The organism is Jezberella sp. (genome assembly GCF_964834465.1).
In genome coordinates, this window is sequence record NZ_CBAZRM010000017.1 from 46,084 (window position 1) to 60,043 (window position 13,960).

General features: G+C 50.7%; 17 protein-coding genes. 8 read left to right on the top strand and 9 right to left on the bottom strand.

Annotated elements, in window-relative coordinates; translation table 11 throughout:
* The first annotated feature begins 16 nt into the window (after positions 1-16).
* From AC1W8Y_RS13335 to AC1W8Y_RS13345, 3 genes are read left to right on the top strand one after another with little or no spacing between them, the layout of a single operon-like run.
* Positions 17-757, top strand: coding sequence for an RNA polymerase sigma factor FliA (locus AC1W8Y_RS13335; protein WP_482014980.1), 741 nt, complete (start codon positions 17-19; stop codon positions 755-757).
* Positions 739-1,479 carry a flagellar motor protein gene (locus AC1W8Y_RS13340; protein ID WP_482014981.1) on the top strand — a complete coding sequence of 247 codons (741 nt, stop codon included), beginning with the start codon at positions 739-741 and terminating at the stop codon, positions 1,477-1,479. The genes AC1W8Y_RS13335 and AC1W8Y_RS13340 overlap by 19 nt, the downstream gene beginning before the upstream one ends.
* Positions 1,476-2,609, top strand: coding sequence for a flagellar motor protein MotB (locus AC1W8Y_RS13345; RefSeq protein ID WP_482014982.1), 1,134 nt, complete (start codon positions 1,476-1,478; stop codon positions 2,607-2,609). Before AC1W8Y_RS13340 ends, AC1W8Y_RS13345 begins: the two co-directional genes overlap by 4 nt.
* 69 nt (positions 2,610-2,678) lie before the next feature.
* On the opposite strand, the gene flgJ is transcribed toward AC1W8Y_RS13345, so the two are convergent.
* The 7 genes from flgJ to AC1W8Y_RS13380 form a co-directional block, all read right to left on the bottom strand.
* Positions 2,679-3,734, bottom strand: a complete 1,056-nt coding sequence (gene flgJ, locus AC1W8Y_RS13350; protein WP_482014983.1) for a flagellar assembly peptidoglycan hydrolase FlgJ — start codon at positions 3,732-3,734, stop codon at positions 2,679-2,681.
* 16 nt (positions 3,735-3,750) lie between these two features.
* On the bottom strand, positions 3,751-4,860 hold the full coding sequence (locus tag AC1W8Y_RS13355) for a flagellar basal body P-ring protein FlgI (protein WP_482014984.1): 1,110 nt from the start codon (positions 4,858-4,860) through the stop codon (positions 3,751-3,753).
* A gap of 3 nt (positions 4,861-4,863) precedes the next feature.
* Positions 4,864-5,532, bottom strand: coding sequence for a flagellar basal body L-ring protein FlgH (locus AC1W8Y_RS13360; RefSeq protein WP_482014985.1), 669 nt, complete (start codon positions 5,530-5,532; stop codon positions 4,864-4,866).
* 1 nt (position 5,533) lies between these two features.
* Positions 5,534-6,322, bottom strand: a complete 789-nt coding sequence (gene flgG / locus AC1W8Y_RS13365) for a flagellar basal-body rod protein FlgG (RefSeq protein WP_482014986.1) — start codon at positions 6,320-6,322, stop codon at positions 5,534-5,536.
* A gap of 92 nt (positions 6,323-6,414) precedes the next feature.
* Positions 6,415-7,149: a flagellar basal-body rod protein FlgF gene (flgF, locus tag AC1W8Y_RS13370; protein ID WP_482014996.1), complete on the bottom strand. Its 735-nt coding sequence runs from the start codon at positions 7,147-7,149 to the stop codon at positions 6,415-6,417.
* A 39-nt stretch (positions 7,150-7,188) separates the two neighbouring features.
* Positions 7,189-8,451 (bottom strand): flagellar hook protein FlgE, encoded by a 1,263-nt coding sequence (locus AC1W8Y_RS13375; RefSeq protein WP_482014987.1) that lies wholly within the window; start codon positions 8,449-8,451, stop codon positions 7,189-7,191.
* Between the two features lie 30 nt (positions 8,452-8,481).
* On the bottom strand, positions 8,482-9,090 hold the full coding sequence (locus AC1W8Y_RS13380; RefSeq protein ID WP_482014997.1) for a flagellar hook assembly protein FlgD: 609 nt from the start codon (positions 9,088-9,090) through the stop codon (positions 8,482-8,484).
* On the opposite strand from AC1W8Y_RS13380, the gene AC1W8Y_RS13385 reads away from it, so the two are divergent.
* Positions 9,056-9,223 (top strand): hypothetical protein, encoded by a 168-nt coding sequence (locus AC1W8Y_RS13385; protein WP_482014998.1) that lies wholly within the window; start codon positions 9,056-9,058, stop codon positions 9,221-9,223. The two genes, AC1W8Y_RS13380 and AC1W8Y_RS13385, sit on opposite strands and share 35 nt — an antisense overlap.
* Here the strand turns inward: AC1W8Y_RS13385 and flgC are convergent.
* Together flgC and flgB are read right to left on the bottom strand one after the other, a co-directional pair.
* Entirely contained in the window at positions 9,220-9,627 is a 408-nt protein-coding gene (gene flgC / locus AC1W8Y_RS13390) for a flagellar basal body rod protein FlgC (protein ID WP_482014988.1), read from the bottom strand. The two genes, AC1W8Y_RS13385 and flgC, sit on opposite strands and share 4 nt — an antisense overlap.
* A 49-nt stretch (positions 9,628-9,676) precedes the next feature.
* A complete protein-coding gene (gene flgB / locus AC1W8Y_RS13395) occupies positions 9,677-10,183 on the bottom strand; it encodes a flagellar basal body rod protein FlgB (RefSeq protein ID WP_482014989.1) in 507 nt (168 codons plus the stop codon).
* Positions 10,184-10,400: 217 nt separating this feature from the next.
* Between flgB and flgA the strand changes: the two genes are divergently transcribed.
* The 4 genes from flgA to AC1W8Y_RS13415 all read left to right on the top strand — a co-directional run bounded on the left by flgA (position 10,401) and on the right by AC1W8Y_RS13415 (position 13,818).
* A complete protein-coding gene (flgA, locus tag AC1W8Y_RS13400; RefSeq protein ID WP_482014990.1) occupies positions 10,401-11,162 on the top strand; it encodes a flagellar basal body P-ring formation chaperone FlgA in 762 nt (253 codons plus the stop codon).
* 220 nt (positions 11,163-11,382) lie between these two features.
* Positions 11,383-11,721, top strand: a complete 339-nt coding sequence (gene flgM, locus AC1W8Y_RS13405; RefSeq protein ID WP_482014991.1) for a flagellar biosynthesis anti-sigma factor FlgM — start codon at positions 11,383-11,385, stop codon at positions 11,719-11,721.
* A gap of 235 nt (positions 11,722-11,956) precedes the next feature.
* Entirely contained in the window at positions 11,957-12,784 is an 828-nt protein-coding gene (locus AC1W8Y_RS13410; protein ID WP_482014992.1) for a flagellin, read from the top strand.
* Between the two features lie 224 nt (positions 12,785-13,008).
* Positions 13,009-13,818, top strand: a complete 810-nt coding sequence (locus tag AC1W8Y_RS13415; protein ID WP_482014993.1) for a flagellin — start codon at positions 13,009-13,011, stop codon at positions 13,816-13,818.
* The last annotated feature ends 142 nt before the right edge of the window (positions 13,819-13,960 follow it).

Sequence of the window (13,960 nt, forward strand, 5' to 3'; positions counted from 1 at the left end):
GCTAGGAAAAGGCTCTATGTATAACGCCACTGGTAAGACTGACGACAAAGAGAAGCTCGTGCTTGCCCATGCGGATATGGTTCGCAAGATTGCGTACCAGATCAAGGCCAAGTTACCTGCAAACATTGAGGTCGACGATCTCATGCAGGCGGGCATGATTGGCCTGCTCGATGCCAGTGACAAATTCCAAGACAACCAGGGTGCGCAGTTCGCCACTTACGCAGCGCAGCGGATCCATGGGGCAATCATGGACGAATTACGTGGTTCAGACTGGGTGCCGCGCAGTGTTCGCAAGCAAATGCGAGAGATTGAAACGGCCATTCATTATCTTGAACAAAAGCTGGGGCGAGGCCCTAGCGAGGCGGAAGTGGCAAAAAGACTTAACGTCACCTTAGATCAGTACCACGCCTACCTGCATGATTCGAGCGGTCATCGCCTGATTTACTTTGAAGATTTTCATCAAGATCAAGAATCTGACGCAAGCCACTACCTAGACAGCCAAGTATCCGATCAAAAAGCAGACGCGCTGCGGTTGCTCATGTCGACTGAATTTAAAGACAATCTGACTCGGGCGATCGAAGCGTTACCGGATCGCGAAAAGACGCTGATGAGTTTGTATTACGAGCAGGATCTGAACCTGAAGGAGATCGGCGCCGTCATGAACATCACTGAGTCCAGGGTGTCCCAGCTGCATAGCCAGGCGGTTGCCAGACTACGCGTATCGTTAAAGGATGACATATGGACTGGTCGAGTGTAATCGGCCTGTTGGTAGCAATTGCTGGCATTGTTATCGGACAAACGATTGATGGTGGCAGTATCCTCACGCTATTTCAACCGGCGCCGTTTTTTATTGTCTTGTTTGGCACCATGGGTGCTGTGATTTTACAGAGCAAGCCGGCCAACCTGATTCAAGGGGTACGCAAGATCAGACAAGTCTTTGTCGTGCCTGTTGATGACCGAAACGAACTCGCCTCTCGTATCAGCCAATGGGCGGTCATCGCTCGGCGCGAGGGCACGTTACCGCTTCAAGCATTCAGAGACATCGAGACCGACCCCATTGCTAAAAAGGGTTTGCGTCTGTTGATTGACAATATTCCGGCCGAAACCATTCGCGAAATTTGTCTCAATGACCTCCATCATTACGAAATGCAACAGTCCCGCATCATCAAAGTATGGGATTCAGCAGGCGGCTATGCCCCGACCATTGGAATTTTGGCAGCTGTCATGGGTTTAATGCATGTGATGGAAAAACTGACCGATCCCACCATGATCGGCGGCGGCATTGCGATTGCCTTCGTGGCTACGCTGTATGGGGTTGGGTTAGCGAACCTTGTCTTTATCCCTATTGCACATAAGCTCAAGAACATCCTCGAAGCTGAAGTTACCCGATCTGAAATGCTGATCGAGTCATTGACGTCGATTGCAGCGGGTGAACACACCGTCATTGTCAATGAACGCTTACTGGCCTATCTCGAATGAGAACGTCAACAAGGCGACAAAAACGCAACCAAGATGACACACGACACCACGATCGGTGGATGGTTTCTTATGCGGATTTAATTACCTTGCTCTTTGCCTTTTTCGTTGTGCTGTATGCGAGCTCATCCGTGAACTCGACCAAGTACGAACAGCTTAAAGTTTCGATGGGGGCCGCCTTTAATACACAGTTGGACACGCTGAAAAAGGATGCATCTAAATCCGCCGTGGCCGTTGCAACTGGCCAAGCCGATCCAGCGGCCCAAGCGACTGCCTCACTGCCGATCTCTGCTGAAACACCGCAGGATCCGCAACAGATCATCATTGCCTTGACCGCCCAGCTTGATAAGCTAACCGAAGAGCAGAAAGCGTTAAAGATATCCATCGATCAGACACAGGGCGATAAAGCAAAACTACAACTAACGCTTTCCGACTTAGAGACAGAAAGGCAGAACCTTCATGTCACTATCGACAAAATGCGAAATCGTTTGAGTCACTCAATGGACTTAAACCGAATATTGTCTGGGGCAAATAACGATCGAGGTCAGCTGTTGCAAGATATGCGTCAATCACTGGATTCGCAGGGGGTTCAAGTCGAAATCGATATGCGCAATGGCATTTTGCGGCTGCCTGAAGCACTGCTCTTCGACTCTGGCCGAGCCGAATTTACCCCACAAGGTGTCAAAGCACTGAAAATTCTCGCTGAGAACCTGATGGGATTTCTGCCCTGCTACGCCTATGTCAATGATGTTGCTGCCACCAGCAGCCGCAGCTGTGACAATTTGACCAATGGCAAACAAAATCGACTAGAAGCGGTCATGATCGAGGGTCATACAGACAACGTCAAAATATCGACCGCGATGTTTAGAGACAATTGGGATTTGTCGGTCGCCCGAGCACGCAATACCTATACTGAACTGGTTAAGATCCAACCTAAGCTCGAGAACTTAGAGAACAATCGAGGACAACCATTGGTTAGCTTTAGCGCCTATGCCGGCCGGCGACCCATTGCTGAGAACAACCTGGAGGCCGATCGACGCAAAAACAGAAGAATTGACCTTCGCTTTATCATGTCGTCGCCCGAGATAGCGACCGATGAAAAATCCCTAGAAAATGCAATTAACGGGGATTAAGGTTGATAAGGTTTTTTTTGTCGACAGAGAAATCAGGTGCCTAAGCGCACACAAGTGATCACTGAAGGCCTACCGGTCAATCTTACTCATAAAGCCGAGAATCGTCGATTGCAGCTTTTTGCCATACTGAGGATCTGTGGCGTAGCCCGACTTTTGCATCGCACTTGAATAACTGATCGGATCATGCACATTTTGCAACACTTGCTTGTATCTTGGATTAGACTTCAATAGATTCACAAAGTCTTTGAACGATTCGGCATACGAATCATAAGCCCTGAACTTCTCTACTCGGGCAACTTTCACGCCATCAATAAACTCAGAGGTGTTGGCGTAAGCCGTGCGTCCAGTCCACTGCTCACCGGCTTTAATGCCAAACAAGTTGTGAGCACTCTTGCCATCGGCAAACTTGATTTCGTGCTTTCCCCAGCCAGACTCTAGCGCGGCCTGCGCCAACATAAAAATCGCCGGGATACCCGTCGCTCGGCTGACGCGCTCAGCTGCAGGGCCCATTCTCATCGAGAACTCGGCGATCAACTCATGCAAGTTTTTGTGTTCATTGGGGTCGCTGCCACCACTAGCCGGCTGACCATCATCTGCGCCATGAGAATCCTGGTAATACGCAAGTTTCGCCAAGGCTTGACTGGTTAAGGATCCATGGGGGGCAATGGCAGCGAACGGGTTACCATGCGAACCCAGTTGAGTGCCAATCTTGCTTTGAACTTCGTCAGCCGTCAACCCTTCAAACGCTTCACCATCGGCAGCAGGATTGTCCATCGTTGGCTTGGGCAGACCCTGGCTCTGCGAGAGCTGTTTCACCAGAACGTCGGCCAAACCGATTCCCTTATTCGCCAACGTCTGACTTAATTGTTGATCGAGCATAGCTGTGAACGATTTGCTTTGCTCACTATCGAAAGGCCCATCATGCGGCGTCGCATCGCGCATACTTTTGAGCATCATATTTAAAAAGATGGCTTCAAACTGCTTGGCAGCACCCTGAATCGCCTCTGGCGAATTTGCATGTGCCGCGTTTTTAAGACCATTCAACCCGTTAGCGTCAATAGCAAGACTGCGGCTAACCGCAGTTGAATCAAAGGATCCGGTAGATAGGCTGCTCGCGGTGGACATTAGCGTGTGCCCATCATCAAATCACTTCAATATCCGCGTTTAACGCGCCGGATGCCTTCATGGCTTGAAGAATGGCCAGCAAATCTTGAGGGGTTGCGCCTACGGCATTCAGCGCACGAACAACCTCGGCCAGGACGACGCCTTTATTCAACTCAATCACCTTACCTTTGGCGGCATTGATATCGATTTGCGACTGCTTGGTGACCACCGTTCTACCCCCAGCGAACGCACCGGGCTGACTGACCAAAGGCGTGGTACTGATAATGACACTCAAATTACCGTGTGCCACTGCGCAGGCATCGAGTGTCACTGATTCATTCAAGACAATCGAACCGGTACGCGCATTCAGAATAACCTTTGCAGAGGCTCGAGGGACAACCAGATCCACACTTTCAAGCTCTGCTAAGAAAGAGACCCTGTAGCCTGCCAAATTATTCGGGTGAATAGAGATGACCCGTGCATTTTGCGCTTGTGCCACCGGACGTCCGAAGTGACGATTCACCGCATCGGCCACCGCGTTGGCCGTCCCGAAATCCGATACTTTCAACTCAATATTAAAGGTATCTTGCTGCGCAACGTTGTTCGGCACGGCCCGCTCAACCGTCGCCCCTGCCGAGATTCGACCGACGCTCAATTGATTAATGACAGTTTCACTGCCGTTGGCGGCGGCCCCCGCACCAGCCACCACTAAATTGCCTTGGGCCATGGCGTAGACCTCCCCGTCAGCACCTTTGAGTGGGGTCATCAACAACGTACCACCCTTGAGGCTCTTGGCGTTAGCCATGGACGAAACCGTAATATCCATGGGTTGACCTGGTTGTGCGTAGGGCTCCATGGTTGCGGTTACCATCACAGCCGCAATGTTCTTGAGCTGTATCTGGGTAGTGCCCCCCGGTGGCAACACAACCCCCATCTGCTGCAACATGCTCAATGTCGTTTGCAATGTGAAAGGCGTTTGTGTCGTTTGGTCGCCGGTACCATCAAGCCCAACGACCAAGCCATAGCCAATCAGTTGGTTAGGCCGCACGCCTTGTATGGTCGCCAAATCTTTGACCCGCTCAGCGGCGGCTGTTTGACTGAACAGCCCAATAAGCAAAGCGGCTACGGCCCCAGCAAATGTTCTCACGATTTACCCCGGCAACATGCTTTGGAAGTATCGGGTGAACGATTTGACGATATTGGCCAAATCAAACGTACTGTTGGTTCTGTACTCGATACGAGCATCTGCGACAGTATTCGAAGCCACCGCATTGTCGTTGGTAATCATATAGGGATTAACAATCCCAGAGAACCGCACAAACTCAGTACCTTGATCAAGTGCGACTTGTTTCTCGCCGCTCACGACCAAATTGCCATTCTGACGTACTTCGATCACCGATACCGTCATAGAGCCTGTAAAACTGTTGCTATTACTACCGGCGTTGGTTAGCTCGTTCTTCGCTTCATTGGCCATGTTGTACGTAGGCTCGACAGTGTTACCGACCGCATTCGTAAACGTACTGGTGCCAGTGCCCTTTTTATCGTTATTGCCTGTCCCTGAAGTCGATGCGGTGACGTTCTCAACGAAATTGATGGTCAAAATATCACCCACCCGACTGGCGCGCCGCCCCTCGAAGATGGGACGGTAGGCGGCCACACTATAAATGGCGCCCGCTGTCGGGCCCGGCAACGGCAAATTCGCCGTCGGGCTCGGCACTTCTGTCTTGGTCACCGTCGAAGGCGTCACAGAACAGCCCTGCAACAGTGCTGTGGCAACCATGCTCGCCGCAAAGAAAAGAGACTTAATTCGCATCTTCATGTTAACCACCCATTGTGGCCAGTTTTTGCAACATTTGGTCAGAGGTCGTGATCGCCTTACTGTTGATTTCGTACGCCCGCTGAGACTGAATCATGTTGACGAGCTCTTCCACCACATTGACGTTTGACGTCTCGACATACCCCTGTTGCAAAGTGCCAACGCCGTTCGACCCTGGCGCGCCAGTCAACGGGGTGCCAGAAGACGCCGTCGCTGAATACAGGTTTTGACCCAAGGCGCTCAACCCGGCCGGGTTCACAAAGTTGGCCAGTTGTATGGTGCCCAGATTGGAGACCGCCGTTGTTTTAGGCAAAGTCACAGACACCGTACCGTCTTGCGCAATCGTCACGCTTTGAGCCGTCGCAGGGATAGTGATCGAAGGCTGAACGACGTAGCCACTGGAGGTCACCAGCTGACCGGTGCTGTTCACCTGAAAGCTGCCGTCACGGGTGTATGACGTCGTGCCATCGGGCATCGTGATCTGAAAGAAGCCGCTGCCGTTAATAGCGACATCAGTATTGTTCGTCGTCTGCGTTAAATTACCTTGAGCAAAAATCCGCTCTGTCGCCACTGGCTTGACCCCAGTCCCCAATTGCATACCAGAGGGTAATTGCGTTTGTTGCGATGACTGAGCGCCAGGCTGTCTGATGTTTTGATACAGCAGGTCTTCAAACACCGCACGCGAACGTTTGAAACCATTGGTACTCACGTTGGCCAAGTTGTTGGATATGACATCCATCTGGGTTTGCTGGGCATCCAGGCCTGTCTTGGAAATCCATAACGAACGAATCATATCGAACCTCTTACATAACGAAATTTAGGGCTTAGCGTGAAGATCAGCGCTACAAAAAGAGCGAACACGCTGCTATGTTGACACCTTATCGATCAATTCAATTGATAGAGCTCACTGGCTTTTGCATCTGAATTTTCAGTTTGAGTCAATAACTGCATTTGCATATCAAACTGCCGTGCGAGTGAAATCATGTTGACCATTGACTGCACCACGTTCACATTACTGCCCTCTAGCGAACCGTTCACGACTTTCACCGTCTCATCGACAGGCGCTGGGCCACTGGACACAAACAGTCCATCAGTCCCTCGCGTCAAGCCACCTTCAGGAGGATTGACGAGCTTTAATCGTCCAATCGGGTTCGATGGGCCAGGCACTGCACCATCGTTGACTGCAGAGATGGTACCGTCGCCTGCGATCGATAACACCACATTAGGCGGCACCGTGATGGGCCCACCATCACCAACGACGGATAAGCCCTCAGGGGTAGTTAACACGCCATTCGAGCTGATTTTGAATGAACCATTGCGGGTGAAGCCTTCAGTCCCATCGGGTCGTTGAACGGCAAACCAGCCCTTGCCTTCAATCGCGACATCCAAGCTGCGACCCGTAGGTTGAATTGGCCCCGGCGTGAAGTCAGTGCCCGAGGTCGCGTTGACGACGAAGGCCCGGGTGTTCGAGGCAGCGCCAATCACCGGCACCGCTCTAAACGTATCGATTTGCGCCCGAAAGCCCGTTGACGTCGCATTGGCGAGATTATTCGAGTTGGTCGCCTGCTGGTCGAGGATGTGTTGTGCCCCACTCATGGCTGTATAAATAAGACGATCCATCATTAACCTCGTTGACTCAACAAATCACAACTGTCTGGATTAGCTTATTTGGATCGCGCTTTGCAGCGATTGATCCATGACGGTAATCACTTGTGCATTCGCTTGATACGCTCTTTGCGCCGCCAGCAAATTCACCAATTGAGTGGTCTGATCGACGTTAGACGATTCAAGCGCAGATGCCGTCAAAGCACCATAACTGCCGCTGCCTGGCGTCGCTACGGTCGCAACCCCGGATTGCGCCGTCGCAGCCCAAGAGTCGTTACCTAAGTCTTTCAACCCATTGGGGGCTGTAAACTGCGCGGTGGTGATCTGCCCCAGGGCGTAGTTCTTTTGACCGCTTGAAAGCGTGGCATCTATCGTCCCGTCGACGCCGATGGTGATCCCATTGACGTAGCCCGTGGTATTGCCGTTGGCCACTGCACTGTTCGTGGTGCTTTGTGAGCCCTGAACGGTCGAGTTCAAATACGTTGTGCCGGTGTAGTCGATGGTGCCCGTGTCACCAGCGGTATCAATCGGCACACCAGCCAAGGGCGCCGTCCCCGTGGGCAAGGTGCCATCCGTGTTAAATGTCAACGTACCGATTTGAGACGCCGTCGGATTAGTCACATAGTCATTTGAACCAGAATTCGCCGCGTTGACGCTTGAATAGACATTCCAACTCGTGCCTGTGCCTGAATAAACGTAGTACGTTGTCAGCGTTTGCTGCTCTCCCTTGGGGCTGTAGGTAGTCACCGGTGTCGCGTAGTTGTACGAGGTCGGATCCGTGGGACTAAACGCATTGGTCGGTGCCTTGGATGCCGAATTCAGATTGAGATTAAGAGCAACGGTGGTGGTTGCGGTCGGCGGCACCACGGCTGAGCTCAGCACGAGAGGGGCAACCGTGCCCACGTTCACGGTGCCATTCGTGGCGTTGTAGCCACAGACTTGCTGGCCCAGCGAATTCACCAGATTGCCAGCCGTGTTAACTTGAAACGTACCATTGCGGGTATAGGTTGTCTGACCCGTGGTGGGGTCTTGCAACTGAAAAAACCCCAACCCGTTGATAGCGACATCCGTGTTTACTTGCGTCCCCGCGATGGTCCCTTGGGTGAACTCTTGCCGGATATTGCTGGTACTGGGGCCGTTGCCTTGCGATGCCTGCACGCCCGAGCTGGCTGAGTTCAGTGAGCTGGACATCACGTTCATGAAATCCATATCCGACTGCTTGAAACCTGTTGTGCTGGCGTTAGATAAATTATTACCAATCACATTGATATTTGCTGCGGCGGCATTTACACCTGCTAAACCTATGTCGTAAAACATCATAACCTCCGGGCTATTTTCAAATAGCGGTTAAAGCACCGTTTGCACGCTGGCGGCGCTCACAGTAGTGTTGTTGTTCAGATTAAGCATGATCCCTGCAGTCCCGTTCGAGACCCCCACCACACCAGCAGCTTGCAAAGGGGTGACACCAACTGGCTGGCCTGCTGACGTTGCACTGACGCTAAAGGTATAGCCGCCACTCGCGGGCACTGGATTGCCATTCATATCACTGCCATTCCAATTAATTGGCACATTGCCGGCTGCTTGCGGGCCCATATTCATCACATCAACCACCTGTCCCGTTTGGTCTTTGACAGTGACAGTAACCGTATCTGCCTGGGCAGCCAGCTGCGCGCCAAACTGCGACTGACCGTTCACAAGCGTCGCGCTGTTACTAATACTCGGCACCAGCACAGATTGGCCGATCATCGAGGTGGCTTGTGACATTTGAGATCCTTGCAAGCTTCCCGCCAGCGAGCTCATGGTCGTGTTCAGCTGATTGATGCCATTGACGGTTGAAATTTGCGCTAATTGGCTTGTCATGTCCTGACTGGACATGGGTTGAGTTGGATCTTGATTTTGCAGTTGCGCGATGAGCATCTTCATGAAGTCTGAACTCATTTGCGCGGTGCTCGTCATCGACGAACTATCTGTTGCGCCCGCAGTGCCCGTTGAGGCAGTACTGCTTGTCCCGTTGATGGCGCTCACTAAGCTGGGTGAAAACGTCGAGCTGGAAACCGAAGTCATGGTGATTATCCTTTCTAAAGTTTAGTTTTGATCGAGCGTCAACGTTTTGAGCAACATCGACTTCGCTGCATTCATCGTGTCAACGTTGTTCTGGTAAGCACGCGAGGTTGAGATCATGTTGACCATTTCTTGCGTGACGTTAACGTTTGGCATGGTGACATAACCATCGGCATCAGCCAGTGGGTTTGCTGGGTCGTGCACTAATCTTGCTGGTGACGGATCGTCTATCACTTGTTTGACTTGCACGCCACCGGCTGCATCGCCATTCGCAATCGTCGAAAACACCACCTGCTTGGCTTTGTAAGGCTGACCCGTTGCACTCGTCGCACTATCAGCGTTCGCAAGATTACTAGCGACTGTATTGAGACGCTGAGATTGCGCACTCATCGCTGACCCTGCAATATTGAAGACATTAAATAGTGAGCTCATCTTTTACCCCCTTGCGTTAGCAACTCAGGCCCAGTTTTATCTTGAACCATCATGCCTGCAGTGCTGTCTGCATATCCTTAACATCGCCATGCAACAACGCCAAACTTGTTTCATAGTGAAGGGCGTTATCGGTAAACAAATTTCTTTCAACATCGCCATCAACGGTGTTGCCGTCAACGCTACCCTGAGTGCCTGTGCGATATTGCGCATCCAACGACGCTGCTTGTGAGTCGTTTCCAGTCGACGCACTTGAGGCGAAGTGCAAGGGTGATGTCGTGAACAGTGCGCTTGCAGCTGTGCCTATCGGGCCAGCGACAGCGGCTAACGGTAAGGCTGCTGCGGTGGCCGCCACACCCGCTACGCCATTCATCCCAGCCTCGATCGATGTCCCTGCATCACCCATGGCCTTTTTCATGGTGTCCGCAAAGCTAATGTCGCGCGCCTTATAGTTAGGTGTGTCAGCGTTAGCAATATTGGATGCCAATAACTCTTGGCGCTGACCCTGCACCCTAAGCGCGGTCTGCTGAAAGTTAAACATGCTATCGAGTTGGTTCATGATTTTTCCGATATCTCGTCAAAATGACCTAAAGTTTTTTATCTCGCCGCCGTTAGTGAATACACCATAGGCAATTACCCATAGTTGACAATGTAAGCGCTGTGTGAGCTGCGCAATCGAGCAATCAATGGCATAAAAGGTCCGTTTTTTGTGCGATTGCGCGGTTTTACTTAGGACTAAGATTCAGACTTGGGTAAAGTGCTATGGGAGTTGAAACATGCAGTTCGGTCATGTCCTTAACAGCAATCAGATGAGTCGTTCGCCAATGAAAGCCTTTGCTTTTGGCTTGGCGATATTCATGAGCCTGCTGATGACCACCGCTGACGGGGCCGGTCGAGTGGCAGAACCCGCAACGCAAGATTTGGAAGTTCTCCATCAAAAAGTCATTGAGTTTCTGGTGGATCAAAGCCGTGGGATGCCTGGTCAGTCGACTGTCAGTGTCACTCCAATCGATCCGCGCTTAAAGCTTGCGCCTTGCAACTCTATTGAGGCCTTCTTTACGGGCGGCAATCGGGCGTGGGGCAGAACCACTGTCGGCTTGCGTTGCAATGATATGCCCCGTTGGAGCATATACGTACAGGGCAATGTGAGCGTCTTCGGTCAGTATTTGGTCGCTGCGACGTCCATGTCGCAAGGTCAGCTGATCAGCAGATCTAATTTGGCTTACCAAACTGGCGATCTAACCACATTACCACCGGGTGTCTATAGTGACGCCTCACAAGTCGTTGGACGTGTCACGCGCATCGCCATGAACGCTGGTGCAGTGCTCAGACAGGATCTATCAGAGCTGCCCATGCTGGTCAGGCAAGGGCAAACCGTCAGAATCATTAGTGCTGGCAACGGCTTTACCATTTCAACCGACGGTTTGGCGCAGAACAATGCAACTCAGGGACAACTCGTTCAGGCCAAGGTCAGTAGCGGGCAGTTGGTTAGCGGGATTACCAATGCCAACGGCCAGATCGAGGTTCAAGCCCAGTAATATGTTGTCAATAAGGGATTAAGTTTTAGTTAAGGCTGCCGTTAACGATACGAAGCGTGCAGTTAACGATATGATGTATCAACCGTCCTTTCACCGGATGGGTTTGCGGCAAATCGTGAACCTCGTTGAGCTTGTGATGGTCTGCTATAAAGTTTATGGAATCTTTGCCGTTATATAGAATAACGTTGCTGGTCAACAATCAAAGTAAGGGGAGGTTATTATGTCCACTATCCATGGCGTGAACCTTTTAAATGTCTCAACTGGCGCCACCGCGCCCACCGCAACACCTGCGACAACGCCTGCTGCTGGCTCTACCGCCAGTGCAACAGCCACTGGCGTTGGGTCGAGTGCTGCGAACTCCAAGGGTGGCAGCTCGGCAATCACGTCGCAATCGACGCAACTGCAAGCGATTCAGTCATCGCTTCAAATAGGTGCGCCGATCGATTTTCTAAAAGTTGATGCGCTGAAGCAAGCGATCAATTCGGGCACTTATACCCCTGACCCCAGTCAAATTGCGAATGGTTTGATTTCGTCTGCGACCGGATTTTTATCAAATTAAATTTTGTTTAATCTCTTTAGTTTTGTAAAAGTCCACCGTTATAAAAAGTAAGTGCTTTGAATGATGTCAAAGAAGCCTTACTCGAAAGGTAGCAAGTTAGTTTGAAGTGCTGAGCATATCAGGGCGATGTTGTAGTGGTCTGCGTATCACTCACTGGTGCTTCTTAGAAGGTTTGCTTGATGCGATAGGGCTCGCATCGCAAAATCAATAAACCAAATCTGAAAGGAAAGTAATCATGTCTGCAATCACTGGCTTAGCCTCTGTTCTCGTATCGGGTGTAAACGATGTTCAGCAGCAAATTAATCAGACGCAGCAAGAGCTTGCGACTGGTATCAAGACACTTAATCCTGCGCAGAAAGGCATTGTGACGCGCTTATCCTCACAAGTTGCCATCTACTCATCCGATCAGACAAATATCACGCAAGCGTCCGACATCATTAGCGTTGGTCAGACCAGCCTGACGTCAATTAGCTCGATTATCACGCAGATGCAGCAGTTAGCGACTCAAGCGGCAAGCGGTGGCTTATCATCGACAGATTTGGCCAGTTTAAACACGACCTTTACAAGTCTTGCCAGCCAAATCCAGTCTGCCATTCAAAATGCGACAGTCAACGGTAACAATTTCTTGTACAACTCGCCAACCGGCACTTATGGCGCAACAACCAACGCATCTATCAGTGTGCAGATCGGTCTGGATACCACTGGCGTCGCCACGATCAGCGGTCAGGCGCTCGACACAACGCTGGCGGTGCTGGTTACAGGCCTTTCGATTTCGTCCGCAGCAAGCGCAAATGCTGCTATTACCGCGCTGGCAAGTGGGTTGACCTCAGTTTCAACAGCACAGTCAAATCTAAATGCTTTTGCGACTGCGATGGGCGCTGATTTGGCATCCGTGACTTCGTTGGGAACCAATTTGCAACAGACGATTAATTCGCTTCAATCAGTGGATCAAACCGCAGCGCAGGCACAGCTGCAACAGCTCAATAACCAACAATCGGTTGACTATTACTTGGTTAGTCAAATGAATACTGAAGCGGCTGCGATTTTGACCCTGTTCCGTTAATTAACAGCAATCGGTTTTATATCGTTTTTACGGGTTGTGGCGCTATCTTGAAGGATTGAAGAACCTGCAAACGGTTCTTCAGTTGATTATCCGTTCAGGCTTCATAGATTTGCAATCCGACTTTACCTCGTACCTATGATTGGTTGCGATTACCAGAGGCAGTTGCCTTTGGCGACCTTGATGCCCAGCGCACATAACGGTTATGTTTAAGCGAGATATTGGCAATGACCTCTCCCCTTGTCACTGCAGTGACATTTGAACTCAATGCAAATACGTTGCAAGGTCAAATCACGTCATTGCAAAACACCCTCAACGCTGGCACCAAGACATTGACGAGTGCCCAACAAGCAACGGTGACTAGCCTCTCTACCCAAGCGACAGCATACGGTAATGTACAAACCAACATTTCTTCCGCTCAAGCAGTCATTACTTCCGCAAAATCAGCGCTGACGAATATTACGAACGTGCTGAACTCTATGCAGCTACTGGCCAATCAAGCGAACGACCCAACACTGCAAAGCTCTGACTCAACATACTTTAATCAACAGTATCAAAACATGGTGCTGCAGATTGAAAAGTACGCGAGCAAATCGAGTGTCAATGGGGTCAATATACTGAGCGGCACGGCAGTTTTGAATGTCACTACGGGTATCGACAAAACACCAAAATCGATGACTACCATCTATCCTGTCAATATTTTAGCAATGGTCAGCGGTGGCGTGCTTGCAAATACAGCACTTGACACCCCGCAGCATGCACAACAGGCAATTGATGGGATTCGGTCAGCCATCTCTGCCATCGAAAACGGGCAGCAAAATTTAACGACTAGCTCTAAAAACTTAACAAAATTAAACACCGTGGCAAGCCAACAACTTGCAAGTGCAAACAACAGTATCACCTCAATGCAGGCGATTGATAAGACGGGCCTCTCTAAGCAGTTGACAACGCTCTTGAACGAGCAAGAGGCTGACTACAAAATCATCAATCAACTGACCGGTAGCGCTTACACCAATTTAAATATATTGCGCCCTTAAGTTTTCAGATAGCTCGTCGTTATAAGGGTATGAAGTTTGAGTTTTACTTGTTTTAAAGCCTTGCAGTTGCTCTAAACTAAGCCAACGCGCCATTGAATATTTAGTCTCTGTTGTTGTGATCTTTGCATCACGCACTGAAGAT